The 13,922-nt window shown below is 66.3% G+C and carries 14 protein-coding genes and 1 tRNA gene; 8 read left to right on the top strand and 7 right to left on the bottom strand.

The window, feature by feature from the left end:
• Positions 1-3: 3 nt before the first annotated feature.
• The 3 genes from C996_RS0104715 to hspQ are packed head-to-tail and all read right to left on the bottom strand — an operon-like array spanning position 4 to position 2,774.
• The gene (locus tag C996_RS0104715) at positions 4-690 is read right to left on the bottom strand and encodes a rhomboid family intramembrane serine protease (protein WP_018866305.1); all 687 of its coding nucleotides are present in this window, start codon (positions 688-690) and stop codon (positions 4-6) included.
• A 15-nt stretch (positions 691-705) separates the two neighbouring features.
• Positions 706-2,397: a dihydroxy-acid dehydratase gene (gene ilvD / locus C996_RS0104720; RefSeq protein WP_018866306.1), complete on the bottom strand. Its 1,692-nt coding sequence runs from the start codon at positions 2,395-2,397 to the stop codon at positions 706-708.
• A 56-nt stretch (positions 2,398-2,453) separates the two neighbouring features.
• The gene (gene hspQ / locus C996_RS0104725) at positions 2,454-2,774 is read right to left on the bottom strand and encodes a heat shock protein HspQ (RefSeq protein WP_018866307.1); all 321 of its coding nucleotides are present in this window, start codon (positions 2,772-2,774) and stop codon (positions 2,454-2,456) included.
• Between the two features lie 123 nt (positions 2,775-2,897).
• Here hspQ and C996_RS0104730 point away from each other — a divergent pair, with 123 nt between their 5' ends.
• Positions 2,898-3,458: an NUDIX domain-containing protein gene (locus tag C996_RS0104730; protein WP_018866308.1), complete on the top strand. Its 561-nt coding sequence runs from the start codon at positions 2,898-2,900 to the stop codon at positions 3,456-3,458.
• 13 nt (positions 3,459-3,471) lie between these two features.
• Here C996_RS0104730 and C996_RS0104735 read toward each other — a convergent pair whose 3' ends face one another.
• Positions 3,472-4,146 carry an L-fuculose-phosphate aldolase gene (locus C996_RS0104735; protein WP_019583554.1) on the bottom strand — a complete coding sequence of 225 codons (675 nt, stop codon included), beginning with the start codon at positions 4,144-4,146 and terminating at the stop codon, positions 3,472-3,474.
• A 215-nt stretch (positions 4,147-4,361) separates the two neighbouring features.
• On the opposite strand from C996_RS0104735, the gene C996_RS0104740 reads away from it, so the two are divergent.
• Both C996_RS0104740 and C996_RS0104745 read left to right on the top strand, forming a co-directional pair.
• Positions 4,362-4,829: a cytochrome c gene (locus tag C996_RS0104740; RefSeq protein WP_018866310.1), complete on the top strand. Its 468-nt coding sequence runs from the start codon at positions 4,362-4,364 to the stop codon at positions 4,827-4,829.
• Between the two features lie 9 nt (positions 4,830-4,838).
• Entirely contained in the window at positions 4,839-5,759 is a 921-nt protein-coding gene (locus C996_RS0104745; RefSeq protein WP_018866311.1) for a cytochrome c, read from the top strand.
• A 66-nt stretch (positions 5,760-5,825) separates the two neighbouring features.
• Here the strand turns inward: C996_RS0104745 and C996_RS0104750 are convergent.
• Positions 5,826-5,901, bottom strand: a tRNA-Asn gene (locus tag C996_RS0104750).
• Between the two features lie 83 nt (positions 5,902-5,984).
• Positions 5,985-7,175, bottom strand: coding sequence for a pyridoxal phosphate-dependent aminotransferase (locus C996_RS0104755; protein WP_018866312.1), 1,191 nt, complete (start codon positions 7,173-7,175; stop codon positions 5,985-5,987).
• An 84-nt stretch (positions 7,176-7,259) separates the two neighbouring features.
• Here C996_RS0104755 and uvrB point away from each other — a divergent pair, with 84 nt between their 5' ends.
• From uvrB to C996_RS0104780, 5 genes are all read left to right on the top strand, one after another.
• A complete protein-coding gene (gene uvrB / locus C996_RS0104760; RefSeq protein ID WP_018866313.1) occupies positions 7,260-9,290 on the top strand; it encodes an excinuclease ABC subunit UvrB in 2,031 nt (676 codons plus the stop codon).
• A 41-nt stretch (positions 9,291-9,331) separates the two neighbouring features.
• Positions 9,332-10,375 (top strand): beta-N-acetylhexosaminidase, encoded by a 1,044-nt coding sequence (gene nagZ, locus C996_RS0104765; protein WP_018866314.1) that lies wholly within the window; start codon positions 9,332-9,334, stop codon positions 10,373-10,375.
• A 114-nt stretch (positions 10,376-10,489) separates the two neighbouring features.
• Positions 10,490-10,858, top strand: coding sequence for a DsrE family protein (locus C996_RS0104770; RefSeq protein WP_018866315.1), 369 nt, complete (start codon positions 10,490-10,492; stop codon positions 10,856-10,858).
• 135 nt (positions 10,859-10,993) lie between these two features.
• A complete protein-coding gene (locus tag C996_RS0104775) occupies positions 10,994-11,545 on the top strand; it encodes a hypoxanthine-guanine phosphoribosyltransferase (RefSeq protein WP_018866316.1) in 552 nt (183 codons plus the stop codon).
• Positions 11,546-11,559: 14 nt separating this feature from the next.
• Positions 11,560-12,312 carry an S-methyl-5'-thioinosine phosphorylase gene (locus tag C996_RS0104780; RefSeq protein ID WP_018866317.1) on the top strand — a complete coding sequence of 251 codons (753 nt, stop codon included), beginning with the start codon at positions 11,560-11,562 and terminating at the stop codon, positions 12,310-12,312.
• A 233-nt stretch (positions 12,313-12,545) separates the two neighbouring features.
• On the opposite strand, the gene C996_RS0104785 is transcribed toward C996_RS0104780, so the two are convergent.
• Entirely contained in the window at positions 12,546-13,904 is a 1,359-nt protein-coding gene (locus C996_RS0104785) for an adenosylmethionine--8-amino-7-oxononanoate transaminase (RefSeq protein ID WP_018866318.1), read from the bottom strand.
• Positions 13,905-13,922 lie beyond the last annotated feature (18 nt).

Genomic DNA, 13,922 nt, shown 5'->3' on the forward strand with positions numbered 1-13,922 from the left:
CCGCTACCACCAGAAACGGCGCTGGCGCGGCCGGATGGGCAGGCGGTCTCGCCAGTACTGGATCAGCAAGAAGCCGAAGGCCATGCCGCCCAGGTGGGCGAAGTGGGCGATGCCGGCGAGGGTGCCCGAGATTCCCAGGTACAGTTCCAGCGCCCCGTAGCCGATGACGAAATACTTCGCCTTGATCGGAATCGGCAGGAAGATCAGGAACAGGCGCTGGTTGGGGAACATCATCCCGAACGCCAGCAGCACCCCGAATACGCCCCCCGACGCGCCGATGGTCGGATAGATCATGTCGCCGTTGCCGTAGGCGGTCACGAACAGCTGCACCAGCCCGGCCCCGATCACGCAGACCAGGAAATACACGGCGAAAGTGCGCGAGCCCCAGGCATTCTCGATCTGCACCCCCAGCATCCACACGGCAAACAGGTTCACGAACAGATGAATCGGGCCGCCGTGGAGGAAGCCGTAGCTCACCAGCTGCCACAACTGGAAGTCCGGCACCCGCATCCACGAGCCATCCTGGTGGACGGTGGCCGGGGTCCCGACGGGCCAGAGCCCGAAATGGTTGACGAGCCAGTCCCCCAGCCAGGGCATCGCGAGAAACAGAGCGACGTTGGTGATCAGCAGGAAGCCGATCACCGGCGGCAGCATGCTGAAATCGGGGTGCCGCGGATCCGGATGCGTCATGGGCGCGGGCGGGCGTCAGGTGCCGCTGAAGTCGTCGGTCACGGCGCCCCGGCTCGCCGAACCCACCAGCCGGGCATACTTGCCCAGCACCCCGCGATCAAAGCGCGGGGCGGGGGTCGTCCAGCGGGCGCGCCGACGCTCCAGCTCGGTGTCATCGACCTGCAGGGCCAGGCGGTTCTCGCTGGCATCAATCTCGATGATGTCGCCGTCCTGGACCAGCGCGATCGTGCCGCCGACGGCGGCCTCCGGCGCGACATGGCCAACCACCATCCCGTAGGTGCCGCCGGAGAAGCGACCATCGGTAATCAGGCCGACCGCATCGCCCAGACCAGCCCCGATAATGGCTGCGGTGGGGGCCAGCATCTCGCGCATGCCGGGCCCGCCGCGCGGGCCCTCGTAGCGGATGACCAGGATATCCCCCGCCTGGATCCGTCCGGCCAGGATCGCGTCCAGGCATTCTTCCTCGGAATCAAAGCAGCGCGCGGGGCCCGAGATCGCGGTCCGCTTGAGACCAGTGATCTTGGCCACGGCGCCCTCGGCGGCCAGATTCCCCTTGAGGATGGCCAGGTGCCCGTGTGGATACAGCGGCCGGTCGAGGGGGCGAATGATGTCCTGGTCCTCCGGGGGAGTCGGAGGGATATCGCGCAGGGTCTCGGCCAGCGTCGCGCCGGTGATGGTCAGGCAGTCGCCGTGCAACCACCCGGCATCCAGCAGCATCTTCATCACCTGGGGTGTCCCGCCCACCGCATGGAACTGGGTGGTGACATAGCGCCCGGAAGGCTTCAGGTCGCACAGGACCGGGACCTTGCGTCGAACCCGCTCGACATCGTCGATGTCCAGCGGCACATCCGCCGCGTGCGCGATCGCCAGCAGATGGAGTACGGCATTGGTGGAACCGCCCAGCGCCATGACGACGGCGAGGGCATTTTCGAAGGCCTCGCGGGTCAGAATGTCGCGTGGCCGGCGGTTGGCGTGGATTGCGTCCAGCAGGACCTCCGCCGAACGCGCCGCGGAATCGCCCTTTTCCGGGTCCTCCGCCGCCTGGGTGGAGGAGCCGGGCAGGCTCATCCCCATGGCCTCGAAGGCGCTGGACATGGTGTTGGCGGTAAACATGCCGCCACAGGAACCGGCGCCGGGGCAGGCGTTCTTTTCCACGCCCAGCAGATCCTCGTCGGATAGCTTGCCAGCCCCATGCTGGCCCACGGCCTCGAAGGCACTGACAATGGTCAGGTCCTGATCCTTGTAGTGCCCCGGCTTGATCGTGCCACCGTAGACGAAGATCCCGGGCACATTGAGCCGGGCCAGCGCGATCATCGCTCCGGGCATGTTCTTGTCGCAGCCACCGGTGGCCAGGATGCCGTCCAGGCTCTGGCCATTGACGACCGTCTCGATGGCATCCGCGATGACCTCGCGCGAGACCAGGGAGTACTTCATCCCGGGGGTGCCCATCGAGATGCCGTCGGAGATGGTGATTGTGCCGAAGGTCTGGGGCATGCCCCCGGCCTGACGCACCGCCTGCTCGGCTCGGGCGGCGAGGGCGCCGATCCCCATATTGCAGGGGGTGATGGTGCTGTGGGCATTGGCGATCCCCACGATCGGGCGCCGGAAATCGTCATCTCCGAAACCGACCGCGCGCAGCATCGCGCGATTCGGCGTCCGGCGCGGGCCTTCGGTGACGACGCGACTGCGCCGGTTGTCCTGTGCCATATGCGTCCCTGTCGTATTGGGTTGAACGGGGTGGCCCCAAGAAGCGGCGGCCGCGATCAATGGGCGCCGGGGTCCCCGTGGCGCGAATAGCGTCCATTCATGAACCGGTCAAAGAACTGCCCGAGGGCCGGATGCTCGATCTGCTCCCCGCGCGGATCCGGTTCCAGGTGGCGTTCGGCCACGTAGGTGCTGTGCGAATAGCCATCCACCAGTACGTGATACCACGGCTGATCCTTCGGCGGACGACTCCTGGCCACCGTCTCGTACCATTCATCGGAACCGGCGTATACCGGGTCCACATCGACGATCACACCGCGGTAATCGAACTTGGTATGGTGAACCAGTTCACCGACGGTAAAGCGTGTGCGTGTGGTCATGATCCCCTCTGTACTGCGTCGGTGCGCCTTTTCTATTGTGGACCGCCACCGGCGTTGCATGTTCAGGGCACGCCGCGCCGGTTTACCTGTTTGCAGCTCCTGACACGCCCTCACGGAACCGCCATGAATCGTAACCCGACCGGCCTGAGTCCACGTTTCCACAACGAAGTCCCGCAGGGCGATGATCGCGAGCGCCGCGTCTGTGACCATTGTGGCTTCGTGGACTACGAGAACCCGCGAATCATCGTCGGGAGCGTGGCCATATGGGAGGATCGCGTCCTGCTATGTCGCCGGGCGATCGAGCCCCGCCGTGGTTACTGGACCCTGCCGGCCGGTTTCATGGAAAAGGGCGAGAGCCCGGGTGAGGGCGCCCGCCGCGAGGCCTGGGAGGAGGCCCGCGCGGAGCTGGAAGTCGATCAGTTGCTGGGGGTGTACAGCGTGCCGCACGTCGGGCATGTGCAGATGATCTACCGGGCGCGCCTGCTGAGCGACACGATCGCCCCCGGCCCGGAGTCCGAAGAGGTGAAGCTGTTCCCGTTCGACGCCTTGCCGCCGCTGGAGGAACGTGCGTTCCCGTCCGTAAGCTGGGCGCTGCGTCATTACCTGGAAACCCGCGAGCGGATCGACTTCGCCCCGCGCTCGGCGCCGTTGCCGGAGGCGGACGAAGCGGTGCCGGGGCTCTGAACCATTCTGGCGACTATTGTGGCGCGTCGCGCTGCGGCCCGTAGTGGCGGAACTTCTCCAGCACCCGGTCCATCTCCGCGTCATCCAGCAGCGTGGGCCCGCCGATCTGCAGACTCAGGACGTACTGGCGCGCCAGCAGCTCGACTTCCTCGGTGAGCCACAGGGCCCGCTCAAGGTCCGGCCCGGTGGCGATCATGCCGTGGTTGGCGAGTAGACAGGCAGTACGGTCCTCGAGGGCCTCAACCGCCAGGCGCGAAAGCGCCTCCGTACCGAAGGTCGCATACGGCGCGCAGCGAATGGAGTTCCCGCCCGCCGCCGCGATCATGTAGTGCAGGGCAGGGATGTCGCGTCCCTGGATGGCCACCACGCTGGCGTACACAGAGTGCACGTGGACAACCGCGCCCAGCTCCGGGCGGGCCTGCAGGATCGCGCGGTGGAAGTGCCACTCGCTGGAGGGCTTGCGCTGCGGGTCCCAGCGCCCGGCGGCATCCACGTACACCAGGTCCTCCGGACGCAGGGCCTCGTAGGGCACACCGGATGGCGTGATCAGCATGCCATCGCCCAGGCGCACACTGATGTTGCCCGACGTGCCCTGATTGAGGCCGCGGCGGTTGGTCTCCAGGCCGGCGTGGATGACGGCCTCGCGCAAAGCGGTCGCGTCGGCGGGTGGGAGGCTGTATTCGTGCATGTGGGTACCAGACGACTGGGTGCCGGGCGATTGTAACGGGCCTCCGGGAACCCCGCGCGCGGAGCAGGGTCAATGGGGCAGGTCTGGCGAGTTTTCGCGGGACCCTTCGCCCCGTGGCAAGGCGGCCGGCGGGTCGTCTACAGTTCTCGGGTAGCGTTCAGGCTTCGGCTCGCCCGCCACGGGCGAGATTCTTTTCGTTACAGGGAGGAAGCACCATGAAGAATGCCGCACGTCTTGTCACCGCCTCGGCCGTGGCCGCCGCACTGACCCTCGGGTTGAGCGCTGGCAGCACCGTCCACGCCTTTGACGAACACGAGGCGACCATCGACTACCGTCAGGGCGTGATGCGCGCGATCGGCGGGAACGTCGGGGCCATCGCCGCCGTGGTCGTGGATGGAGCCGATTTCGGGGACAACCTCGAGATGCACACCAGCCAGCTGGTGGCGCTCAGTCAGGATATCCCCAGCCTGTTCCCCGAGGGCAGCGACTTCCCGGATACCGATGCCAAGGAAGAGATCTGGGATGACTGGGAGCGCTTCGAGGAACTCTCCAACGACACCCGCGAGGCCGCCGAGGCGCTCCATGCCGCCGTGGAGGCGGGCAACGAAGACGAATACGCCATTCGCTTCCGCAACCTCGGGCAGTCCTGTCAGGCCTGCCACGACGACTTCCGCCGCGACTGATCGGTGGCAATGGCGGGTACCAAACGAGGGCCGACAGCCTGGCTGCCGGCCCTCTGTCTTGCCGGCCTGATCGGGTCCGCCCCCATACTGGCGGACACCTCGATCGGTGAGCTGGAGCCCGAGGCGGACGCGGAGGATCGCATCGCCTATGGCGAATACGTCCTGCGGGCCGGGGGCTGTGTCACCTGCCACACGGCGGAAGACGGCGAATTTCTGGCCGGCGGGCGCCCCATCGAGAGCCCCTTTGGCGTGTTCTACGGTCCGAACATCACGCCGGATCCGGAACACGGCATCGGCGGATGGTCCGAGGACGACTTCAAGCGCGCACTCCAGCAGGGCCGCGGGCCGGACGGGCGGCATTACTATCCCGCGTTTCCGTTTACCTCCTACACCCGCATGAAGGACGAGGACATCGAGGCCTTGTGGGCCTTCCTGCAGGCCGAGGTCGAGCCTGTGGCGCGGGAGAACACGCCGCACGACCTGGTCTGGTACGCGCGGTTCCGGCCGTCCCTGATGGGCTGGAAGTGGCTGCATTTCGAGCCGGGGGCCTTCGAACCCGACCCGGACGAATCGGAGCAGTGGAACCGCGGCGCCTACCTGACCCTGGCCCTCGGCCACTGCATGGAGTGCCACACCCCGCGCACTCGGACCGGCGGTCTCGACCTGGAGCGTCTGGGCGCCGGGGCCCGCCTGCCGGACGGGGATGTCGCCTCGAACATCACCCCGGATCGCGAGACCGGCATCGGACGCTGGGGCGAACGCCATATCGCCCGCTACCTGGAGATGGGCCTGACCCGCGACGGCGACTTTGCCGGCGGCGCCATGGCCGACGTGATCGACCACGGCACCGCTCATCTGACCGACGAAGACCGCCGCGCGATTGCCGTCTACCTGCAGTCGCTGGAGCCCCTCGAGCACGAGCCGGAGTAGGGTAACGGGACCGTAACCCCCCAAACGAAAAAAGCCAGGTCATGGTGACCTGGCTTTTTCTTTGTCTGGCTCCCCGGGACGGGCTCGAACCGCCGACCTAGTGATTAACAGTCACCCGCTCTACCGACTGAGCTACCGGGGAATTGGGCGCAAATCCTAATCGGGCGGGGCGGGGGCGTCAAGGAAAATCTGGCCGCCCGACGCGTTTCGCCGCCGTACCCGGCGTCAGTGGTGGCGCGCCACGAACTCGCGCAGGCGCTCCAGGGCCTTGTCGAGCTGGTCCACGCTGGTGGCGAACGAGACACGCACATGGCCCGGCGCGCCGAAGGCGCTCCCCGGAACCAGGGCCACGCCCACCTCGTCCAGCAGCTGCTTGGTCAGGGCGACGTCGGTGTCGATATCGGCTGCCGCCATCAGGCCGGTGACGCGAGGGAAGCAGTAGAAGGTGCCGTCCGGCATGAGGCAGTCGAGCCCCTCGATGGCATTGAGGCCGTCCACGACGTGGCGAGCGCGCTCGGCGAAGGCCGAACACATGGCCACCACGCAGCCCTGGTCGCCGTTCAATGCGGCCTCGGCGCCGGCCTGGGCAATGGAGGTCGGATTGGAGGTGCTTTGCGACTGGATCTTCTTCATCGCCGCGATCAGGTTCTTCGGACCACCGGCGTAGCCGATGCGCCAGCCGGTCATCGCATAGGCCTTGGATACGCCATTCAGCACCACGGTGCGCTCGAGCAGATCCGGGGCGACGTTGACGATGTTCACGAACGGGGCCGAGCCAAACCGGATATGTTCGTACATGTCATCCGTGGCAATGACCACACGGGGGTGGCGCCGCAGCACCTCGGCCAGTTCGGTCAACTCGGCGGCCGAATACGCCGCGCCCGTGGGATTGGACGGGCTGTTCAGGAACACCAGGCGGGTGTTCGGGGTGATCGCGGCCTCCAGCTGTTCCCCGGTGATGCGGAAGCCGGCATCCTGCTCGGCGCTGACGATCACCGGGCGCGCCCCGGCCAGCAGGGCGATATCCGGGTAGGACACCCAGTAGGGGGCGGGGATCACGACCTCGTCCCCGGGATTCAGCAGGGCCTGGCAGAGATTGAAGATGCTTTGCTTGCCACCGGAGGACACCAGGATCTGGTCAGGGGTGAACGTCAGGCCGTTGTCGCGATCGAATTTGCGGATGATGGCCGCCTTGAGGCTGGCCGTACCGTCCACCGGAGTGTACTTGGTTTCTCCGCGGGCAAGCGCGTCCACCGCCGCCTGCTTGATATGCTCGGGGGTATCGAAATCCGGTTCTCCGGCCCCCAGCCCGACGATGTCCCGCCCCTCCGCGCGAAGCTGAGCGGCCAGCGCGCTGACGGCGAGAGTGGGGGAGGGCTGGATGCGCTGGACGCGGTCGGAAAGCTCGATATCCAAGGGGTAGGCCTCTGTGTGATCGGGTCGATGGGCCGCGCGGGCGGTCGGGGCGAAATGATACTGAAATCAGGCGCGGAGGATAAGGTGCAGCCAGGCGAAGGCGAACAATTCAAGGTCGTATCGGAGTATCAGCCGGCGGGCGATCAGCCGACGGCGATCCGTGCGCTGACCGAAGGGCTGGAGGCCGGCCTCGCGCACCAGGTCTTGCTCGGCGTAACCGGATCGGGCAAGACCTTCACCATCGCCAACGTGATCGAGCAGGTACAGCGCCCCACCATCATCCTGGCACCCAACAAGACGCTGGCGGCGCAGTTGTACGGGGAATTCAAGGAGTTCTTCCCGCACAACACGGTGGAGTACTTCGTTTCCTACTACGACTACTACCAGCCGGAGGCCTACGTCCCGTCGTCGGACACCTACATCGAGAAGGACGCCTCGATCAACGATCACATTGAGCAGATGCGCCTGTCCGCCACCCGTGCGCTGCTGGAGCGGCGCGACGCAATCATCGTGGCCTCGGTGTCGGCCATCTACGGCCTGGGCGACCCGCGCAAGTATCTGTCGATGGTGCTGCACGTGGAGCGCGGCGACCGGATCGACCAGCGCGACCTGCTGCGCCGTCTGGCGGAGCTGCAGTACACCCGCAACGACACCGAGCTGCGCCGCGCCACCTACCGCGTACGCGGCGAGGTGATCGACATCCACCCGGCGGAATCCGACAGCGAGGCGGTGCGCATCGAGCTGTTCGACGACGAGGTGGAGCGGCTGTCGTACTTCGATCCGCTAACCGGCGAACAGCTGCGCACGGTGCCGCGTCTGACGATCTACCCCAAGACGCACTACGTAACACCGCGCGAGACCCTGCTGGAGGCCGTGGACCACATCCGCGACGAACTCAAGGAGCGCCTGGACTTCCTGCGCAAGGAGGATCGGCTGGTCGAGGCTCAGCGTCTGGAACAACGCACGCTGTTCGACCTGGAGATGATCCTGGAGATCGGGTACTGCAACGGGATCGAAAACTACTCGCGCTACCTCTCCGGACGCGCCCCGGGCGAGCCGCCGCCGACCTTTTTCGACTACCTGCCGAAGGATGCGCTGCTGGTCATCGACGAATCCCATGTCTCGGTGCCGCAGGTCGGGGGGATGTACAAGGGCGACCGCTCGCGCAAGGAGACCCTGGTGGAATACGGCTTCCGCCTGCCATCGGCTCTGGACAACCGTCCGCTGCGTTTCGAGGAGTTCGAGGCCCTGATGCCGCAGACGATCTACGTCTCGGCCACCCCCGGCCCGTACGAGCGCGAACATGCCGGGGCGATTGTCGACCAGGTGGTCCGCCCGACCGGGCTGCTGGACCCGGAACTGGAGGTCCGTCCGGCCGGTACGCAGGTGGACGACGTCCTCTCGGAGGTGCGCGATCGCGTCGAACGCGACGAACGGGTTCTCATCACCACCCTGACCAAGCGCATGGCCGAGGACCTGACGGATTACCTCACCGAACACGGCGTGCGCGTGCGCTATCTGCACTCGGATATCGACACGGTGGAACGCATGGAGATCATCCGCGACCTGCGACTGGGGGAGTTCGACGTCCTGGTCGGGATCAACCTGCTGCGCGAAGGGCTGGATATGCCCGAGGTCTCCCTGGTGGCGATCCTGGACGCGGACAAGGAGGGCTTCCTGCGCTCCGACCGCTCGCTGATCCAGACCATCGGCCGCGCCGCGCGCAACGTGAACGGCAAGGCCATCCTCTACTCCGACAAGATCACCGGCTCCATGCAACGCGCCATCGACGAGACCGAGCGCCGCCGGGCCAAACAGATCGAGCACAACGAGGCCCACGGCATCACGCCCCAGGGCATCCGCAAGAACATCGCGGACATCCTCGAGGCGCGCAACGCCACGCCCGGTTCCAGCGGCCGCCGCGGGCGGAAGGTCGCGGAGGAGGGCGCTGATTATCTGGGGGCGCCGGAGAACGCGGCGAAGGAGATCGAGCGCCTCGAACAGGAGATGTTCGCAAAAGCACGCGACCTCGAATTCGAGGAGGCGGCCCGCATCCGCGATCGCATCGAGAAGCTCAAGGCACTCGCCTTTCTCCCCGAAGCCTCGCTATCCTGAAAAGATGGCTCCCGCGGGAGCGCCGATTCGAGCCTTGAGTGATGTCCCAGAACGACCCCTTGCCCCTGGGTCCGGTGATGCTCGACGTCACCGGAATCGAGCTCACCCCGGAAGATCGCGAACGCCTGCGACATCCCGCCACCGGCGGGGTGATCCTGTTTGCCCGCAATGCCGGCACGCCGGCGCAGATCCAGGCGCTGGTCGCCGCGATCCGCGCCGAGCGCCCCGGCATCCTGATCGCCGTGGATCAGGAAGGCGGGCGCGTGCAGCGCCTGCGCGAGGGTTTCACTGCGATCCCGCCCATGCGCCAGCTGGGCCACGTCTACGACTACGACCGCAACAAGGCCTGTGAACTGGCGCATGCGACCGGCGAGCTGCTCGCGCGGGAACTGCGCGCACTGGATATCGATTTCAGTTTCACGCCCGTCCTCGACCGCGATCTGGAGATCAGCGACGTCATCGGCGACCGCGCGTTTCATTACGACCCGGACGTGATCGCACGCCTCGCCGGCGAACTGATCCGGGGCCTGGCTGCCGCCGGCATGGCCGCGGTCGGCAAGCACTTCCCGGGGCATGGGGCCGTGAAGGCCGATTCCCACGTCGCTCTGCCGGTGGATGATCGCCCCCTGTCCGAAATCGAGAATCAGGATCTCGAGGCCTTCCGGCCCGTGCTTGGAGATCTCGAGGGGATCATGCCGGCGCACGTCCTGTACCCTCAGGTCGACGGCTATCCCGCCGGATTCTCGCGTGTCTGGCTGCAGGACATCCTCCGCCGCGAACTGCGCTATCGCGGCGCCATCCTCAGCGATGACCTGGCGATGGCCGGCGCCGAGGGGATCGGCGACCCCGCGGAACGGGCGGCCGCCGCACGCGCCGCCGGCTGCGACATGGTGCTGATCTGCAACGAGCCGGAACAGGCCGACCGGATCCTGGAGGCCCAGGAGGATCAGCCCCTGTCCGCCGAGTCGGCGCGCCGCCTGGAACGCCTGCGTGCACGTCCCGTGGAGGTCGATCCAAACCGCATCCCGGCGCTTCGCGCGCAGCTCGATCGCTGGCTCCGCGCAAGCCAGCTCGCCACCGCCTGAACCGTGCCGGGCGGCGCATTGGCGCCCGCGCGTCGAGGCGCCTATAATGCGCCACCGGTCTGCGATTGAGCAGCTAGTAATATTCACACTCACCACTGAAGTTGGAGATCCAAAATGGCCGACAAGCTCCTGATCGTCATGGTCAACACCGACCCGAGCAACGCTTCCGAACTGGGTGCCCCGTTCTTCCAGGCCACTGTCGCCGCCGCGATGGAATACGACGTTGAAGTCGTGATGACCGGTCGTGCCGGCGAACTCGCCAAGAAGGGCGTGGCCGAAAACCTGTTCGTGCAGGAAGGCTCCAGCAAGAGCGTCTACGACTTCATGAAGGATGCCCACGAGGCCGGCGTCGTGATGAAGGTCTGCACCCCGACCCTGGATCTGTGGGGCAACGACCTGATCCCGGAAATCGAGGAAACCGTGGGCGGCGCCTACGTGATCTCCGAAGCGATGGACGACGACACGGTGACCTTCACCTACTAAGGTCCTCGACCTTCGTCTGCCAGCCGGCCGGCCCTTGTGCCGGCCGGTTGCGTTTCCGGGGTCCGGAATTTGCGAGCTTGCCTCGCTCCGGATGCTCGGACATGATTTCCCGCACCGACACCCCCAGGACATGCCATGAGCCCGGAACAGGCGCGAGCCACGCTGCGCGATGCCGACTGTCTCTTCAGCCGTGACGCCGTCGAGACCGCGATCGACCGTCTGGCCGAACGCACGGCGGTCGCGCTGAAGGACCGCAATCCGCTGGTGATGGGCGTGATGAACGGGGGTGTGGTGCTGATGGGCGGGCTGCTGACGCGCTGGTCGTTCCCGATGCAGGTCGACTACCTGCATGCCACGCGGTATCGCGGCGGCACCCGCGGCGGCGACCAGCTGCACTGGCTTGCGCGTCCCCAGGCGGCCCTGCAGGACCGTACCGTCGTGATCGTCGACGACATCCTCGACGGCGGCATTACGCTGGAAGGCATCAAGACCTTCTGCGAAGAGCAGGGCGCTCGGCAGGTCATCTCCATCGTCCTGGTCGACAAGCACAACCCCGACCGGGATCCGGCGATCACCGTCGACTACGCGGCCCTGGAGGCGCCCAACCGCTACCTGTTCGGGTACGGTATGGACTACCAGGACTACCTGCGCAACGCGCCCGGCATCTTCGCCGTGGCCGACCACTAGGGAAGCACTGATTAATGTCCGCACCCCGCATCGCCGTCATCGGCGGCACCGGTCTCACCCGACTGAAAGACCTGCAGATCACCCGACGCCAGGTGATGCACACGCCCTATGGGGAGCCCTCCGGCCCGCTGGTTTTTGGCCGGCTGAACGACATCGAGATCGTGTTCCTGCCGCGCCACGGGGCGCGCCACACCATCCCGCCACACCAGGTGAACTACCGGGCCAATATCTGGGCACTGCACAACGCCGGTATCGACAACGTGGTCGCCGTCGCCGCGGTCGGTGGGATCACCGAGGAGATGAAGCCGGGAGTGGTCGCGATCCCGGACCAGATCATCGACTACACCTGGTCACGCGCGAACACGTTTTTCGAAGGCGGCGACCTGGAAGAGGTCACCCATATCGACATGACCTGGCCGTACAACGAGGCGGTTCGCCAGACCCTGATCCGGGCGATCGACGAGCTCGGGATCGAGGCGGTGGAGCACGGGACGTACGGCGCGACTCAGGGGCCACGCCTGGAGACGGCCGCGGAGATCGACCGACTGGAACGCGACGGCTGCGACCTGGTCGGCATGACCGGCATGCCCGAGGCGGCCCTGGCGCGCGAAGTGGGCCTCAACTATGCCTGCTGCGCCGTGATCGCCAACTGGGCCGCCGGCCGGGCCGAGGGCGAGATCACCATGGACGACATCGCGGCCAATCTGGATGTGGGCATGACGCGGGTGAAACAGATCCTGACCCACGTGATCAGCAGTCTTTCCTGAGAACCGCCGGAGCCCGGCCAAGGCCGGATTCGGGCCCGGACGGGCAAGACCGGGGCAAGACCGGGGGAGACCCCGGCGACGGCAAGACCGGGGGAGACCCCGGCGACTGACCTGACTCCAACCGTCGCTCACCTTCTATTTAACATAATATGTATTATGCGTCGTTATGGGTACAGCCGTACGGCACGAGACTCGCCCTCAATCCCTGGCGAAGTGCCCGCGTTGTCGTCGGATCACGCGTGCACGGCCTTCTCGATCCCCTCGGTCATCACCTCCACCAGAAAGTCGATCTGGTCTTCGGTGATGACATACGGCGGCATCAGGTAGCTCACGTTCCCCAGCGGTCGCAGCAAGGCACCGCGCGTCAGTCCGTGGCGATAGATGTGCAGGCCGCGGCGTTCCTGCCACGGGTATGGCGTACGGGTCGCCTTGTCCTGCACCAGTTCCACCGCCGCGATCATGCCGTGCTGGCGCACGTCGGCGACGTGCGGATGCGCCGTCAGAGGTTCCAGTCGTTTCGCGATATGTTTGGCAAGTTGACGGTTTTGCTCGATAACCGGATCGGCCTGGAAGATGTCGAGTGTCGCCAGTGCCGCCCTGCACGCCAGCGGATTCCCGGTGTAGGAATGCGAGTGAAGGAACATGTTGAGCTTTTCGTAATCGTCGTAGAACGCCTGGTAGATCGAGTCCGTGGTGAGCACCGCGGCCATGGGCAGATAGCCGGCGGTCAGCCCCTTCGACAGGCACAGGAAATCGGGCGTGATCGGCCCCTGTTCGCAGGCGAACAGGGTGCCGGTGCGGCCAAAGCCCACGGCAATCTCGTCGGCGATCAGGTGCACGCCGTGGCGGTCGCAGGCCGCGCGCAACAGGCGCAAATACTCCGGATCGTACATGCGCATATGGCCGGCGCATTGCACCAGCGGCTCGATGATGACCGCGGCCACCTCGTCGCCATGTGCCGCCAGGGCTTCCTCCATGTGAGCGAACTGCCGCCGGGCGACGTCGGCACAGCTCTCGCCCGCCTCGCGCTCGAAGCAGTCGGGCGCCGGGACAGTGATTACGTCCAGCATCAGCGGTTCGTAGGTGGCGCTGTACAGCGGCACGTCACTGACCGAAAGCGCCCCCAGTGTCTCGCCGTGATAGCTGTTGGAGAGCCGGATGAATCGGGTCTTCCGCGGGCGGCCGACGTTGCGCCAATAATGGAAGCTCATCTTCAGCGCGACCTCGACCCCAGCGCTGCCATTGTCCGCGAGGAAGACCCGCTCCAGGCCGTCCGGGGTGATGTCGATCAGGCGCTCGCAGAGTTCGACCACCGGTTCGTGGGTGCAGCCCGCAAGGATCACGTGCTCCAGCCGGTCCAGCTGGTCCTTGACCGCATCGCCGATTCGCGGATTGGCATGACCGAAGAGATTGACCCACCAGGAACTGATCGCGTCCAGGTAGCGGTTGCCGTCGAAGTCGTACAACCAGACGCCCTCCCCGCGCTGGATCGGAAGCAGCGGGAGGGTCCCCTCCTCGCCGTAGTCCTTCATCTGGGTACAGGGATGCCAGAGGGCGCGCAGGTCACGCTGCTTCAGGGTGTCGTTGTCCATGGGGCTCTTGCTGTCAGG

The organism is Thioalkalivibrio sp. ALE25 (genome assembly GCF_000377285.1).
Classification (GTDB): Bacteria; Pseudomonadota; Gammaproteobacteria; order Ectothiorhodospirales; family Ectothiorhodospiraceae; genus Thioalkalivibrio.